A 14869-nucleotide genomic window follows, 5' to 3' on the forward strand; every position below is an offset into this window, starting at 1 on the left:
AGATTCCAATGAGTTTTACATTATTCAATTATCATGTTTATACATTAAAAACATATACAAAAAAGCTGCGGGGATACCGCAGCTTTTACATTTACAAGGCATGTGTAATAACATATGAGAAAATAAGCCATAAAAACAGCTGGCACTCCCCTTATTACACGCTTTATAAAGTATTGTAGGTATCTTCATAGGTTTCGAAATAAATGCATGACAAAATTAGGGGTATGATATACATAAAAATCCCCTGGTCTTATCCGATTTATTTCATTAAATTTTTCCTATTTAGTACCTACCGCACTCACAAAAAGCACCTCTCATTAATTTATATTTTATGTTCATTGAAATCTAATTTATTGAAATCATCATACTATATGTTTTGTAAGAAGTAAAGGTGTCAGACTATTGCCTTTCACACCTGAGGAAGGTCAATTTTTTCGGATAATGCTTTTTTCATTTTGTAGACTGTAAAACTTTCATATAATTAGCCTTTTTCTCAAGGGTCTTTTTCGCATCTTCAGCCGTTAATATATAGTCTATAGCAATATTTTTTAATACATCCTTATTAACGTCTGGCAGCTGAATCGTTATATCTTCCACACTACTCTTATTATTATCAATTGTTTTATTAAATTCCTGAATACTTCTTGCAGCCTCCGCTAATTTTTCCATATGTGAAGGATTATTTACATCTAAAACAGTATCACTTCTAAAAACTGCCGTATAATACTGCTTCAATTTTTTCTTCGCTATTTCTTTCTCAGCATTTTTATCGAAAACAGTATCCCCTGTCTGCATTTGATCAAAATTAATTATAGTGTTATTCCCTTTCTTCCCATAATATTTATTAAATTTTTCTTGTAAATCATTTGTTTCCTTTTTTATTTTATAGTTATCATTATTTACTTCTGGAGAGATTTGTCCATCGAAATAAAGTTGAAATTGCAAATACGGTTCATCTACTTGCTGCACAAAAGCTATCCGTCCCTTTGGACCAAGGAAATCCTTTCCATTATCCAGTGTTTCAACTTGGTTTAGTTTAACAGAAATACCATACTCCGATTTTGTATAACTTTGTGCTTTTTGTTCAATTTCTTCATTCGATATATCACATGATGTTAATAGGAATAAACTAAACATTATGATATATATCATTTTTGTTTTTTTCATCTTGCGTCTCCTTTTGCTACTACTGCCTATACAGAAATGTCCTTATGGATTTTAAATTACGATTTATATAAAGAACTTCTTCTAATAACCGCTACATCAAATTGTCTTCGCTGACTTGAATAATAAAAACTCATCATCTTGCTTTAGAAAGCCCTAATAACCACAAGTGTAAAAACACCCATTTGTTATCGCTTTACAATTATAGTGTAATTTTACAATATAATCATTTTATCGTAAAGCAAATATAACATCTATTAAAATCATGTTAAAAACATACTAATATTTAGTTCTATAGCAATCACAGTACGGTTTTTATTGTATCAACTTTAAAGTAATAACTTTAATTTCGTTGCGAAAAAATTAAATAAGCGCCTCCGCTATTGCGAATGTCATTTACTTTCCCTAATACATTTAATAATTATGACAAGCAATCATAGGAGGTTACTATATGAGCAAAGAAAATATTATTTTACATGGACCTGCTCTTGAACCAAATTTAATTGGCCCCACACTCCCACCAATTCCACCATTTACATTCCCAACCGGATCTACTGGAATCACAGGACCTACCGGTGCGACAGGTTTTACTGGAATTGGAATAACTGGTCCCACTGGGATTACAGGACCTACTGGAATTGGAATAACTGGTCCTACTGGTGTTACAGGAATTACTGGAATCGGAATAACTGGACCTACCGGCGCTACAGGAATCGGAATAACCGGTCCCACTGGAGCGACCGGTTTAGGAATTCTCCCGGTATTTGGAACAATAACTTCTGAAGTAGGTATCGGTTTTTCAGCAGTAGTTAATACAAATGTTAATTTGACAATTCCAGGACCTGTTAGTGGAACTACTCTAACCCCAGTAGACAACTCCATTACAATTGATACCACTGGTGTGTACTCTGTATCTTTTTCAATTGTATTTGTGATACAAGCTATTTCGTCTAGTATATTAAACCTTACAATAAATGATTCCATTCAATTCGCCATTGAAACACGAGTTGGTGGTGGTTCTGGGGTAAGAACTACATCCGCTAGAACTGATCTATTACCTTTAAACCAAGGAGATGTCCTTCGAGTACGAATAAGAAAAGCCACGGGTGACATTATTTATTCCAATGCATCTCTTGTTGTTTCAAAAGTCGACTAGTTCATTTATTAAAATAAAGATTTAGGAATGATATCAATGTAAAAAGAAGAGGAAACTTATATTTCAGTCTACCTCTTCTTTTCATCACCAATTTACCGCTGAACATATATGGAAACTGAGCCTCCACTTACATAGAACTGCCCCCATCCGTCCTTATTAATTGTTACAGTATTTGTTTGATTACCCGTAATATCGTACCATACTTCCCCAGCGTTATTCTTTCCAACATCCATCCACTTTGATCCTCCTGGTCCGTCCGAGAGTAATGTCGCTAAACCAGAATTAGCATGTACACCATCGCCTTCTCTTGTCCAGCCAATCACATCTGGATGGTCTAAATAATCACGCTGCGTACCATATGCAAAGTTTTTTCGTGCCGTCAAAATTGGATCAATTTTATCTTTTAACGCTGGAATTTCATAACTACTATTTCCGCTTGTCCCATAGTAATCACCATAGAAAACTGAAGGATAGCCCTCTGCACGAGTTAAAATAAATGCATATGCCAGCGGCTTAAACCACGGACTTACTACAGATTCCAATGACTGCCCAGGCTGAGAATCATGATTCTCAACGAGAGTAACTGCGAGTGCAGGGTGATTTTTCATTACTGTTCCATTTAAAATATTTCTCATATCATAATTCCCATTTCCTGTTGAAGCATAATGAAAATTGTAATGAAGCGGTGCATCAAACACAGATTGATTATAATTGACTTTCGCTAAATAATTGTTTAAAGCCTGAACATCATTTTGCCAATATTCAGCTACTGTAAACATTTCTTTCCCCGTTTGCTGTCTGGCATGATTTACCCAATCGCGTAAATATTCATGATCAATATGTTTAACAGCGTCCAAACGAAAGCCATCTAAATTTAATTCATTCGCATACCATGTTCCCCAATTTTTCATCTCATTCGCAACATCAGGATGATCAAAATCAAGATCTGCATACATCAAATAATCATAATTTCCATTTTCGCTAGACACTTCCCAATCCCACGCTTTATCTACACCCCTAAATTTATAAATTCGATTTAATTTCCTTCCTTCATCCCAATCCGTTCCGTCAAAATGATACCATTTCCATTTGAAATTAGAATAAGCATCTCCGCGCCCTGGAAAATTAAACCCCGTCCATGCACTAATTTGATAATCACCTGATACTTCAATATTTCGATTGTTACGGTCTACCTCAACAGCTGTTACGGTTTCAGTATAATCAGCCCCACCTTTATGATTCATAACTACATCACCGTATACGTCGATGTTTTGCTTATGTAAAGCGTCAATTGCAGATTTCAACTGTGCTTTTGTCCCATATTTCGTCCGCACCGTTCCTTTTTGATTGAACTCCCCTAAATCATATAAATCATAGGCCCCATACCCTACATCATTTTGCGAAGTCCCTTTATATGCAGGTGGTATCCATACAGATGTGATTCCTTTATGAGCTAAACTTTCAGCATCGGAACGCAAACGATTCCAATGATTCCCATCATTCGGAGCGTACCACTCAAAATACTGCATTAATGTTCCATTGTTCACTGTTGCTGCTTCTGCCTTATTTCCCTCATATATATTAGGAAAAAGCAAAATAAACAATAAACAGACTACCGTAATCCTTTTCAACATATTTACACCATCCCTTTCAAGAAAACGTTTGCATAATTTATTAAAGTTATTATAATATTCGTTCTACAGTTAGTAAAGTAACAATCTTTTAATCTCTCACATTATTTTTCAAAATATGAATTCAACTATTCCACAAGTACCCCATATAGTTTAAAATTCACATCGGATTCAAAATTGTTTACAATTTATCTATAAAAGCATAACGGAGGGATTTCTATGACCGACTTTCAAAAACAATTTTTTGCAAGATTAAATATAGAAGAAAAACACAAAGTTTCATTTGAAGATTTACCTAACATTATGTACGCAATGGCACAAACTGTCCCTTTTGAAAACTTAAATATTCTCGAAAACAACTTTAAAGAAATATCAAAAGAAAATCTAAAAGAAAAAATTTTAATAAACAACCGTGGCGGCCTTTGTTATGAATTGAATCCGGCTATGTATTACTTCCTTAAAGACTCTAAATTCGATGTCCATCTCGTTTCAGGAACAGTTTATAACGCTGCAAATTCTATATGGGCTGTAGATTCAGGGCATATCGCAACTGTTTTACAACATCATAATGAACTTTACTTAATTGAAGTAGGTTTCGGATCATATTTACCCCTTTCCCCTGTTCCTTTCTCAGGTGAGATCGTTCATTCTGTAACAGGCGACTATCGTATTCGTAAAGAAACGACTGAAAAAGGTAATTATATTTTAGAAATGCGTAAAAGCAATGAGTTTCTAGATCAATCTTCTACTGATGATTGGACAGTAGGTTATGCATTTTACTTGGAAGAAGTGGATGAAACGAAAGCAAATGCAGCACAAAAAATTATTGTTGAACATGAAGGTTCACCATTTAACAAAGTACCTCTTGTTGTAAAACTTACTCATGACGGGCACGCATCATTAACAAAAGATAGCCTTACAGTAACGAAAAATAGAAATAAAACAAAAGAAACAATTACAAAAGAGCAATATACAAACCTCCTTCATTCAACGTTCGGCATTACATTATAACTTTTAAAGCCTCGCCATTTCCGGCAAGGCTTTTCATTTTCCAGCAGGGATTTTTTGCAATTTGTTGTATTTCATAGTTATATAGGAATATAACTACATATTTAGAAAGGAAATGATTATGACTGAACTTAAAGATCGACTACAAGTAGCTGATAAAGAAAAATGGGATTTAACGGATATTTATCATACAATTGAAGATTGGGAAAGCGATTTTCATAAAATTGAAGTATTAACGAATGAATTACACAAGTTTAATGGAAATATTCATGACGGCAATAGTTTATTAGCTTATTTAACAAAGAGTGAAGAAATATCTAGCATAATATCTTTAATGTTCGCTTATGCACGATTACAATCTGATCTTGATACACGCGATACTGACGCTCAATCCCTTGTCGACAAAGTATCACAATTACACGTGAAAGTAAGTGCGGCTAAATCTTTCTTTTCTCCATTCTTACTTAGCGTAGATGAAAACACATTATATTCTTACATAGAAGAAACCGAAGGCTTACACTATTATAAAGAAGACTTATTTGAGCTATACCGTTATAAAAAACACGTTTTGAATAAAGACCAAGAAGAGATTTTATCACAAATGGGTGAAGCACTCTCCTCCCCGCAGCATACATTTGGCATGTTAAATAATGCAGATATAATTTTTGGTGAAGTGACTACTGATGATGGAGAAAAAGTAAAATTAACACGTGGAATGTATTCAAAGCTAATAGAAGATGAGAATCGTGAGAATCGTGAAGAAGCCTATAAAGCTTATTACAAACCATACGTTCAATTAAAGAATTCTATCGCTTCTACTTTGTCCGCAGCTATTAAAAACAATGTTACTGTCTCAAAGCTACGAAAATATCCATCAGCTTTAGAAAAATCATTATTTGGCGACATGGTTCCGAAAGAAGTATATGAAAATTTAATTGAGACAACGAAAAAAAACATTCAATCATTACATACGTATAATGAACTTAGAAAAGAAAAATTAAATGTAGATGAACTACGACAATACGACTTGAGTGTTGATTTAGTAAAAGGTGTAAAACAAGACATTCCATACGACGAAGCGTTTGATATAATGATCGCGTCACTAGCTCCTTTAGGTAAAGAATATATCGAAACATTAAAAAACTTTAAAGATAAACGCTATATAGATGTGAGAGAAACACCAGGAAAACGTTCTGGCGCTTATAACTTTGGTGTATACGGTGTTCATCCTTTCATTCTTTTAAATCATCATGATGATTTAAATAGCCTTTTCACCCTTACTCATGAATGCGGGCACGGTATGCATACGCATTACTCACACGGATACCAACCAAGAATTTCTGCACACTATACTATCTTTGTTGCAGAAGTCGCTTCTACAGTAAATGAAGTGTTATTAATTCATTATTTATTAAAAGAAGCAAAAGAAACGAACGTACGTAATCATTTAATTAACTACTTTATCGATAGCTTTAAAGGTACTTTCTTTACACAAATCATGTTTGCAGAATTTGAAAAAATCACACATGAAATGGCCGAACAAGGTAAACCATTAAATGCCAAAGTCTTTAGTGAAATTTACGAAAACTTATTTAGAGAATATAATGGCGACTCTCTCGTATTTGACGAAGAAGTAAAATATGGCTGGTCTAGAATCCCTCATTTCTACCGTCCATTTTACGTATACAAATACGCAACTGGATTCGCTTCTGCCATTCAAATCGCCGATAAATTATTAAGCGGTGATCCAAATGCTCAGAAAAACTATATTGAATTCCTTAAGGGCGGAAGTTCTGACTATCCATTAAACCTACTGAAAAAAGCTGGCGTTGATTTAACTACACCAGAACCGATTGAAAATGCATTAAATCGATTCACCCAACTTGTTGAAGAGTTTTCAGCATTATAGAAAAAAGCATGCAGATTATAGAATCTGCATGCTTTTTCATATAAAATATACATTTCATTTATTCACTTGTTGCTGCGTCACACAATGAATCATACCACCATACGCATACAGTTCATTTACATAAACACCGACAATTCTTCTTCCTGGAAACTGCCCTTCAATGATTTGAAGTCCTAACTTATCATGTTCATCACCGTATATAGGAACCAATACAACTTCATTTCCAATATAAAAGTTCAAATACGAACCTTTACAGTCTGCCTCTTTTACCACTTTTCTTGTCACCGGTACTGGTATGAGCTGAAATGGATTTCCATCTATATTTCTCGCTTGTCGCAATTCTTGATAATGCTTTTCCTGCGCCTCCAAAAGGTACGACTCTCCTTCCCCAAAAGGATCATATTCATAAAGAATTGTATTTTCATTTACAAAACGCGCTGCCCCATCAATATGGTAATCTGTATCTTCATCATAATTATCCTCTCCGCGAATACCAGTTATCCATATAAAATTCGTTACTCCCAAATACTTCGTTAACTCTATTTCAATCTCTTCCTGATTTAGTGTAGGATTTCGATTTTTATTTATAATAGAAGTTTTTGCCGCCATTAAGGTGCCATTTCCATTTATCTCTATTCCTCCACCTTCTATACAGACACTAGATTTAACTTTTGGAATGCTATACATTTCACTTATTTTTTCCGGAATAACAGCATCATTTTCATACGGATATTTATCCCCCCAGCCATTAAATACCCAGTGTGTTAAACAGAGATTGCCTTCCTTATCTTTTACAAAGATCGGTCCATTATCTCTTATCCAAACATCATCCGTTTCTTCAATTAAAAAATCAATTTTATCCATATCTACATTCGCTTCAATTAACTTCGATTGTACATGTACTTTTTCTTCCTCATCAAATACAACAATATGCACATTCTCACCGTAATGAAGCTCCTTTGCCATCGTTACCCAAATATCATCTAGCTTAGATCTGTAACCTTCACCTCTATGAGCTTTATCATGAGGCCATTGGAGCCATGTCCCCTCATGATTTTCCCACTCAGCAGGCATATAAAACAAACTATTTTCTATATTTCTCATACGTGTTCACCCCTTCTTCGAATGTAAGTTCAGTCTAAACTTTGACATCGTGTTAAGGTCAACAGAAATATATTAACTACTTCATAAACTGATTCTTTATTTTCCCTTGTGATACACTACTTCTCCTTGTAAAACCGTCACTAAAACTTTCGCATTCGGAATCTTATCGGCACTCATTTTAGTAATATCTTCATTTAGTAATACCATATCGGCTGATTTACCTACTTCAATTGAACCAGTAATATTATCAAGACCTAATGCTTTGGCGGGCTTAATTGTATAAGCATCAATAGCTGCATATATATCAGATAAGCCTTTCTCTTCAATACTTAACGCATTCGAAATTGTCACAAGTGGATTCAGTTCGTTTACGTCCCAATCACTACTAAGCGATACATTTGCTCCTGTTTTCCAAATGCGTCCTAACGGCATAATTCGTTTCATCTGTTGATTTGTAAAATACGCACTTGCCCAGCTTTGTTTAGGATCTTCTGCAAAATCATGACCTACTTGGAAATCAGCGCTAATACCTAACTTAGCAAAACGATTTATATCACTATCTTCTACCATTTCCACATGTGTAAGCGTATAAGGTTGATTCGCCCCTTCTTTTTTCGCTGCTTCAATTGCATTTAAACTTTCTCTTACTCCGCCATCTCCAATTGTGTGGATGAGTGCACCATAACCAATTTTATTGAGTTCACTCAACCACCACTTCATTTTTTCTTCTGGAATATAGTTCAAACCGTACGGTGTTCCTTTAAACCACTCAAATTTATATTTTTCTAGTATTTTAGCTGTGCTGTTAATGCTAATTCCATCACTATACATCTTCACTTGATTAATAAGCATTCTAGATGATACATCATCACGCTTAATTTTTTTGAAATACTCCATTTGCTCTGCTTCATTTAAGTTCGGATATACCCACGGACGAAGTACTACTCGCGACGTTAACTTTTTCTCATCATTAACTTTATTCCAAACATCTAACCAGCCTCGTTTCCAATAAAGACGTCCATCGCCGACTGTAGTAATACCATTCTTCGCAACCTCATCTAAACCATCTAACAAACCTTCATAATTTTTTTCAAAGAGATTGGGCTGGGAATTCCATGCTTTTTCCATCACGATATCCCCTGCTGTATCATACAGAAGCCCGAAAGGTTCTCCTGTTTCTGGATCCCGGATGATTCTTCCGCCTTGCGGATCTTTCGTCTCTTTATTTATTCCCGCTACTTCCAATGCTTTTGAGTTAACCCATACAGAATGAGAAGTTCTTTCCATAATTAATACAGGGTTATTAGGAAATAACTCATCAAGAACTTGTAATGGCGTTTGTTGTTCTGATTTTTCGTCCATATCTTTTAACAGCTCTTCCAAACTAAATCCTGTTCCGCTTATCCATTCGCCATCTTTCACATCTTTTTTACAAGCCTTTAAATACGAGCGTTGTTCTTGCAGCGCAGCATCCGGTGAAACACTACAATTCCCTGCTGCTGGCGATTTCGCCTCAAATATATGATTGTGATTGTCCACAAAACCAGGAAGAATAAAACGTCCTTGTAAATCCACCACTTTCGTATCTTCATTTATAAATCCTTCTACATCTTTGTTTGAACCAACAAATGTAATTTTCCCTTCTTTAACGGCTACAGCCTCTACAATGTCTTGCTTGTCATTTGAAGTATAGATTGTACCATTTTTAAACACTACATTTTTTGGCAACTGATTTGGTAGAACGAAGCTACCATTCTCACCTTCTCCTACTCCAGGAGTACACGCTGAAAACCATGTCATACTTAGAATCAGACAAATAATCATGATTGTTCTTTTCATATTCTTTCTCCTTTTTATTATGATGAATTACTTACATAAATAGAATAAGGATTGACATAATGTTAATGTCAATCCTTATTCTCAGTCTATTTTCATAACTAAAAAACAAATTTGTGTCACATACTCCTCTACTAAACAATCACATTCAGGTCCCTTTATGTAGACCTCATATGGTGAACCATCTATTACATAACCATTTCTTTCAATCCATTTTTCTAACGCAATATAAGCGTAGCCTATATAGTCATAACTTCCATAATGCATAGTAGTAACGATTTGATGTGGATTTAATTTTTTTATTTCATATTCTTGTACTACATCTTTATTGTTCCCATGCATGACCGGAATCCTTAATTCAACATCACTTTCATTTGGAATATACTCTTCATCATAAAAGACCGTAGAGGGCGAACCGACCATTTGTAAGTTATGCTTTTGTACTTTTTCATATAAGTCATAAAAATAATCATCCATATCATCTATATTTATTTGCAGTCTTTGAGCAATTACTGTTATTTCATTTCTCATTCCAATAAATATATCGTAATTTCTATGACAAGCAGTATTTAAAGCATAATTCATATTTACCATTTCATTCATTTCTGAAATAACCTGTAAATTTTGTTTCACCTCATGAGACAACTCTATAATTTGTGATTGCATATGTTTAATAAATGAATCTTGATTTGATGATTGAAGAATTATTTTGATTTTCGGTAAAGGAAACTTATACTCCCTTAGCTTTTTAATTTTCAGCGCTATTTCAAGCTGCCCTTGCTCATAATATCTATATCCATTTACCGGATTCACATATGCTGGTTTCAATATTTCCTCTTTATCATAATGCCTTAGCATCCGTGTACTCATTTTACAAATCCGCGAAAACTCAGTAATTGTATACATATAAATACCCCTTGAATACATTCTCTTATATATAAGCTTATTTATTAAAACCAATCAAATATTTTTCTGATTGAAGAACCTTCATTCTGATCGTTCAGCCTTTTCATTTTTGAAGGTAACAAATGACTAGGACAATACCACGTTAAACAATTCATCGCGCCTCCCATTGTCGATATTTCTCCTACATGACTTTGAATAACTTGTTTCTCAGTATGCTGTTGAATATATCTTAAAACTTCCTCATCTTTAGCTAATCCAAACTTAGGAACATAAAGCGTATCACATGTTTCTAACATATTTATATATAAACCTTTTGCTGACGCTATCTCTTCATCGTATTGACCCTTCTCTGTATATGACGAAGGAACAACTATAAATTCAGCCTCTGGCATTTGCTCTTGAATAATCTCTTGAACCTTATATCTAAATTCATGATCCCCTAAAAAATCACTAATAAACATTGTATGTTCATCAATAAATTTAACCATCCCGTCTGCGTGTGCAAGTACATCTCCCTCTTCAGCAGGAATAATAATAACCCGACTCACATCTAAATCCCATTCCAGTTGCTCTATAATTTCTTCTTCCGTCCAATCATAATTATCATCAAATATGCGTTCCGTTAATATAACGGTATCTTTTTTATTCCAAATAAGATTTCCACCGTCTAATATCAATGGAGATGTCACATATTCAAAATCGTTCTTTTTCAACCATTTATTAAATTGTTGATCTAAATATCGTCCTTGATCTTTCGGTAAATAATTCGGTTGATATTTGAATTTAACTAGATGATTTGTTACAACTGGTGCAACATCTCTTAGCCAAATATCATCATACTCAAAAAAGTTTGTATGAAAGTCTTGCTCTTCAACAGATAAAGATATAAGTTGATCGGTAAATGCTTTATTTTCATTTAAGTATTCATTAAAATAAATAATGTCTTCATAAAATGGTCGATAATATTCATTCGATTCATCTGGTATTGCAGTAAAAATAATGCCACTATGTTTTTGTTCCATATTACTTACCTCGCTTTTTAATAATGATTGAATAACTGTTTTCAATAAGCCAACTATTCCCCAATTCATTTCTCTTTTCATTACAATTTTTGAAACGTGCACATTTCATGAATGGATTATAGCACGGAGAAATATTATATATTTATATAAAAAATATAAAGACGTCGTTAAGCCGTAAACTGACTCTTGACAAGATTTTTAAATTTTAATCGTCGTACACAATGAAGGATTAGATGATTTTTTTATCAAGATTCAAATCCATTACTTCTAATAGAGCGTTTTGATTATATAAATTCACTAAATGCGTTTCTACACCAATGCAAATCCCTTCTAGCGGCAGATCGTTTGGATCTTGACCAAATGGATCCTCAATTTCAACTCCTATTGCTTCAATCCCTATAAATGCAAAACTTATAAACGTAGTTGCAAGTACTGTAAACCATCCAAGACTATCAACAAGACCAATCGATAAAGTCCCGCAAAATATGAGCAGTAAAATTTTAATGTGAGCAAAATATGCAAAAGGAATAGGCGTTGTTTTGATCCGATCACATCCACCCACAGCCGTAAGCATAGTATTCAAATCAGCTTCCATATTAATTATTGCATTTGGGTGAATTTGACCCGTTTTCAAACCTTTTGATAGTATAGTTTTTAACATAAAAACTATACTAATCGGTAAATGAATAGACTCAGCCAACATTTCTTTTTCCTTCTCAGAACAAATATCAAACAATGCTTTTATTTCGGATAAATCTTTTTCGTCTCTCAAATGTCCTTTCGCTATCTTTGGAAAAGCAATTAACAAATGTAAAAATTTTAATTTTTCCTGATCCGTCTTTTTCCCTTCAGACTCCCAATAACATAAAAAACTAACTGCCAAATTTCTAGTACAAGCACCAACCGTGCCAAATAACTTTCTACCTTCCCAATACCTATCATAGGCAGTGTTAGTACGAAAAACTAACAGTAGACCTAAAGCTCCTCCAACAATTACCCAAGGAGTTTGATTAATTTTTATTTCTACATAATAATAATTAATCACAGTTACTATCGTTGAAATACATATATATAATAAAATTTGCGGGAAAATATCTCTTATAACTGTTCCCTTTAATGTAAATATTTGATGTAAATTATTTTGATTATTGTAATGAACCATATTTACAAAAACCTCTTTCCTTATTAACCTTTTATTCTTTTAAATTATGAAAGTATACAATTAAATAGTAGAATCATAAACCCTATTATTATAAAACTGGTTAAGATTATTTCTTTCAATACTGTTACTCCTTTTTACCAAAAGATAAAACATCTTTTTTGATTTAAACAACAAACGTTCACTCTTCTAAATCACGACGCATTATTTTAGAATTTGCAATGAATAAAGCACTAATTAATACAAGAATCGCGCAAGCATATATCAATGAATCCATTGGACTATCATGGTCTATAATAATTAGACGAACAATAGCCGTAATACCTATATATATAAAATATCGTAATGGAAAATGAAAGTTCATTTGAAAATACTTTATAATCATTACGATGAATTCAAAATATAAAAAGAATACGACAATGCTATCAATTAAATGATAACTAGATTCCTCACTATTTAATTTAAGTTCTTGTATAAATTGAATGACTTCTTTCATAAGAAACACACTTAAAACAATTCCCAAACAGATCAAAGCTACATTTATAATGTACTGTAGAACGATAGGGAAAAACGAAAATACTTTTTTAAAATTCTTTACCACAAACATTTTTCTCCTTTTCCATATAAACCAATAATGACAATATACTTTTATTCAATTATCGTTACATTAAAATTATACATTCCGTTCTTGTTACAGATGTTAAAACAAGACAAAATAAGTAAAGATAGCATTTCACCTATTTTGTCTATAAAGCAACATAACGAAACTATAATCGATTACTTCAATTGAATCGGTTGTTGCTGTGTCACACAATGGATCATTCCGCCATTTTTATAAAGCTCTCTCACATCAATTCCCACTACTTTACGATCCGGGTATAATTTCTGAATCGTATCGTTTGCGATTTTGTCATTTGGATCATTATAGTTAGGAACCAATACAACTGTATTCCCAACATAATAATTGATATACGACCCCTTATAATCTAGAGTTTTTCCACCTTCTAAAGTAACTTTATCTTTACTAAGCGGTAAGTATTCGTACTTATATTTCTGTCCTGAAGCATTTTTTGCATCTAACAATTTATCCATATCTTTGTTTGACAAGCCCCATTCAGCCAAGTCATCTTCTGCCATCGTTACGATTGTAGATTTATCATGGAATTTAGCAAATCCATCAATATGAAAATCAGTAATATCTAAATTAGGCACTCCATCTAACCAAATAAAGTTTGTCACCCCAAGGTCACTTATATATTTTTCAATTTCCGCTTCTGATAAATCAGGATTTCTATTTTTATTCGTTACTGCGCTTCGAGTTAATAAAGCAGTCCCATTGCTGTCTAATTCAATTGCGCCACCTTCAAGGACAAATTTCCCCCAATCAATTCTTTCAATCCCTAATTGTTTACTAACATTCTCACGTATACGGGCATCATTTTTATATGGAGTTTTCTTTCCCCAACCATTAAATGCTGGATCTAATATTTTTAGATTTTTATTATTGTCATAAACAAAAATCGGTCCACTATCTCTTGCCCACACATCATCAGTAGGAGCGATAAAGAAATCAACTTTATCCATATTCAGCCCCTTATCTATTAAAAGCTTATTGATTCGCTCTTTCTCTTCCTCATCATATGCAACAATGTGGACTTTTTCACCCTCAGTTAAAGCACTTGCCATCTTAATCCAAATAGGTTCAACTTCTTGTTTATACTCTTGACCATATGTGTATTCATGAGGCCATTGTAGCCACGTACCTTCATGTTTATCTTTTTCATCCGGCATCGTATATTTTCCAGCGTTTTTCTGTACCTCTACTTTTTTATCCTCTTTCTCTTTCCCTTTGGCATTTTCATTATTCCCTTCAAAAGAACATCCACTAATAATCGTTGTAGATAATGTAGCTATTAAACAAAACTTTACTATTTTTTTCATTTTTCAACCTCCTGTTCATGTCTACAATACTGT

12 protein-coding genes are annotated in these 14869 nt (G+C 33.5%); 3 read left to right on the forward strand and 9 right to left on the reverse strand.

What is annotated here, in order from left to right:
* Window positions 1-450: 450 nt before the first annotated feature.
* Window positions 451-1167 carry a hypothetical protein gene (locus tag MKX37_RS16900; protein ID WP_002167882.1) on the reverse strand — a complete coding sequence of 239 codons (717 nt, stop codon included), beginning with the start codon at window positions 1165-1167 and terminating at the stop codon, window positions 451-453.
* A 448-nt stretch (window positions 1168-1615) separates the two neighbouring features.
* On the opposite strand from MKX37_RS16900, the gene MKX37_RS16905 reads away from it, so the two are divergent.
* A complete protein-coding gene (locus MKX37_RS16905) occupies window positions 1616-2320 on the forward strand; it encodes an exosporium leader peptide-containing protein (protein WP_078422213.1) in 705 nt (234 codons plus the stop codon).
* A gap of 92 nt (window positions 2321-2412) precedes the next feature.
* On the opposite strand, the gene amyS is transcribed toward MKX37_RS16905, so the two are convergent.
* Entirely contained in the window at window positions 2413-3954 is a 1542-nt protein-coding gene (gene amyS / locus MKX37_RS16910; RefSeq protein WP_002167880.1) for an alpha-amylase, read from the reverse strand.
* 216 nt (window positions 3955-4170) lie between these two features.
* Here amyS and MKX37_RS16915 point away from each other — a divergent pair, with 216 nt between their 5' ends.
* Window positions 4171-4962, forward strand: coding sequence for an arylamine N-acetyltransferase family protein (locus MKX37_RS16915; protein ID WP_002033438.1), 792 nt, complete (start codon window positions 4171-4173; stop codon window positions 4960-4962).
* Between the two features lie 118 nt (window positions 4963-5080).
* Window positions 5081-6868, forward strand: a complete 1788-nt coding sequence (pepF, locus tag MKX37_RS16920) for an oligoendopeptidase F (RefSeq protein ID WP_078422214.1) — start codon at window positions 5081-5083, stop codon at window positions 6866-6868.
* 54 nt (window positions 6869-6922) lie between these two features.
* Here pepF and MKX37_RS16925 read toward each other — a convergent pair whose 3' ends face one another.
* The 7 genes from MKX37_RS16925 to MKX37_RS16955 form a co-directional block, all read right to left on the reverse strand.
* Complete coding sequence (locus tag MKX37_RS16925) at window positions 6923-7972, reverse strand: agmatine deiminase family protein (protein WP_078422215.1); 1050 nt, start codon at window positions 7970-7972, stop codon at window positions 6923-6925.
* A gap of 96 nt (window positions 7973-8068) precedes the next feature.
* Window positions 8069-9811, reverse strand: a complete 1743-nt coding sequence (locus MKX37_RS16930; protein WP_078422216.1) for an amidohydrolase — start codon at window positions 9809-9811, stop codon at window positions 8069-8071.
* Between the two features lie 81 nt (window positions 9812-9892).
* Window positions 9893-10714 carry a MerR family transcriptional regulator gene (locus tag MKX37_RS16935; RefSeq protein ID WP_078422217.1) on the reverse strand — a complete coding sequence of 274 codons (822 nt, stop codon included), beginning with the start codon at window positions 10712-10714 and terminating at the stop codon, window positions 9893-9895.
* Window positions 10715-10758: 44 nt separating this feature from the next.
* Complete coding sequence (locus MKX37_RS16940; protein WP_002128426.1) at window positions 10759-11736, reverse strand: agmatine deiminase family protein; 978 nt, start codon at window positions 11734-11736, stop codon at window positions 10759-10761.
* A 229-nt stretch (window positions 11737-11965) separates the two neighbouring features.
* Window positions 11966-12898 (reverse strand): bestrophin family protein, encoded by a 933-nt coding sequence (locus tag MKX37_RS16945; protein WP_002185234.1) that lies wholly within the window; start codon window positions 12896-12898, stop codon window positions 11966-11968.
* A 178-nt stretch (window positions 12899-13076) separates the two neighbouring features.
* Window positions 13077-13496: a phosphate-starvation-inducible protein PsiE gene (gene psiE / locus MKX37_RS16950; protein WP_002167875.1), complete on the reverse strand. Its 420-nt coding sequence runs from the start codon at window positions 13494-13496 to the stop codon at window positions 13077-13079.
* 176 nt (window positions 13497-13672) lie between these two features.
* Complete coding sequence (locus MKX37_RS16955) at window positions 13673-14836, reverse strand: agmatine deiminase family protein (RefSeq protein WP_002167874.1); 1164 nt, start codon at window positions 14834-14836, stop codon at window positions 13673-13675.
* Window positions 14837-14869 lie beyond the last annotated feature (33 nt).

Source organism: Bacillus sp. FSL R5-0709 (assembly GCF_038004785.1).
In the GTDB taxonomy this organism is placed as follows: Bacteria; Bacillota; Bacilli; order Bacillales; family Bacillaceae_G; genus Bacillus_A; species Bacillus_A mycoides.

What these genes read in the sequence shown, in the direction of transcription:
- MKX37_RS16900 (WP_002167882.1), bottom strand. Translation starts at nt 1,167, where the DNA reads ATGAAAAAAACAAAAATGATATATATCATAATGTTTAGTTTATTCCTA.
- MKX37_RS16905 (WP_078422213.1), top strand. Translation starts at nt 1,616, where the DNA reads ATGAGCAAAGAAAATATTATTTTACATGGACCTGCTCTTGAACCAAAT.
- amyS (WP_002167880.1), bottom strand. Translation starts at nt 3,954, where the DNA reads ATGTTGAAAAGGATTACGGTAGTCTGTTTATTGTTTATTTTGCTTTTT.
- MKX37_RS16915 (WP_002033438.1), top strand. Translation starts at nt 4,171, where the DNA reads ATGACCGACTTTCAAAAACAATTTTTTGCAAGATTAAATATAGAAGAA.
- pepF (WP_078422214.1), top strand. Translation starts at nt 5,081, where the DNA reads ATGACTGAACTTAAAGATCGACTACAAGTAGCTGATAAAGAAAAATGG.
- MKX37_RS16925 (WP_078422215.1), bottom strand. Translation starts at nt 7,972, where the DNA reads ATGAGAAATATAGAAAATAGTTTGTTTTATATGCCTGCTGAGTGGGAA.
- MKX37_RS16930 (WP_078422216.1), bottom strand. Translation starts at nt 9,811, where the DNA reads ATGAAAAGAACAATCATGATTATTTGTCTGATTCTAAGTATGACATGG.
- MKX37_RS16935 (WP_078422217.1), bottom strand. Translation starts at nt 10,714, where the DNA reads ATGTATACAATTACTGAGTTTTCGCGGATTTGTAAAATGAGTACACGG.
- MKX37_RS16940 (WP_002128426.1), bottom strand. Translation starts at nt 11,736, where the DNA reads ATGGAACAAAAACATAGTGGCATTATTTTTACTGCAATACCAGATGAA.
- MKX37_RS16945 (WP_002185234.1), bottom strand. Translation starts at nt 12,898, where the DNA reads ATGGTTCATTACAATAATCAAAATAATTTACATCAAATATTTACATTA.
- MKX37_RS16955 (WP_002167874.1), bottom strand. Translation starts at nt 14,836, where the DNA reads ATGAAAAAAATAGTAAAGTTTTGTTTAATAGCTACATTATCTACAACG.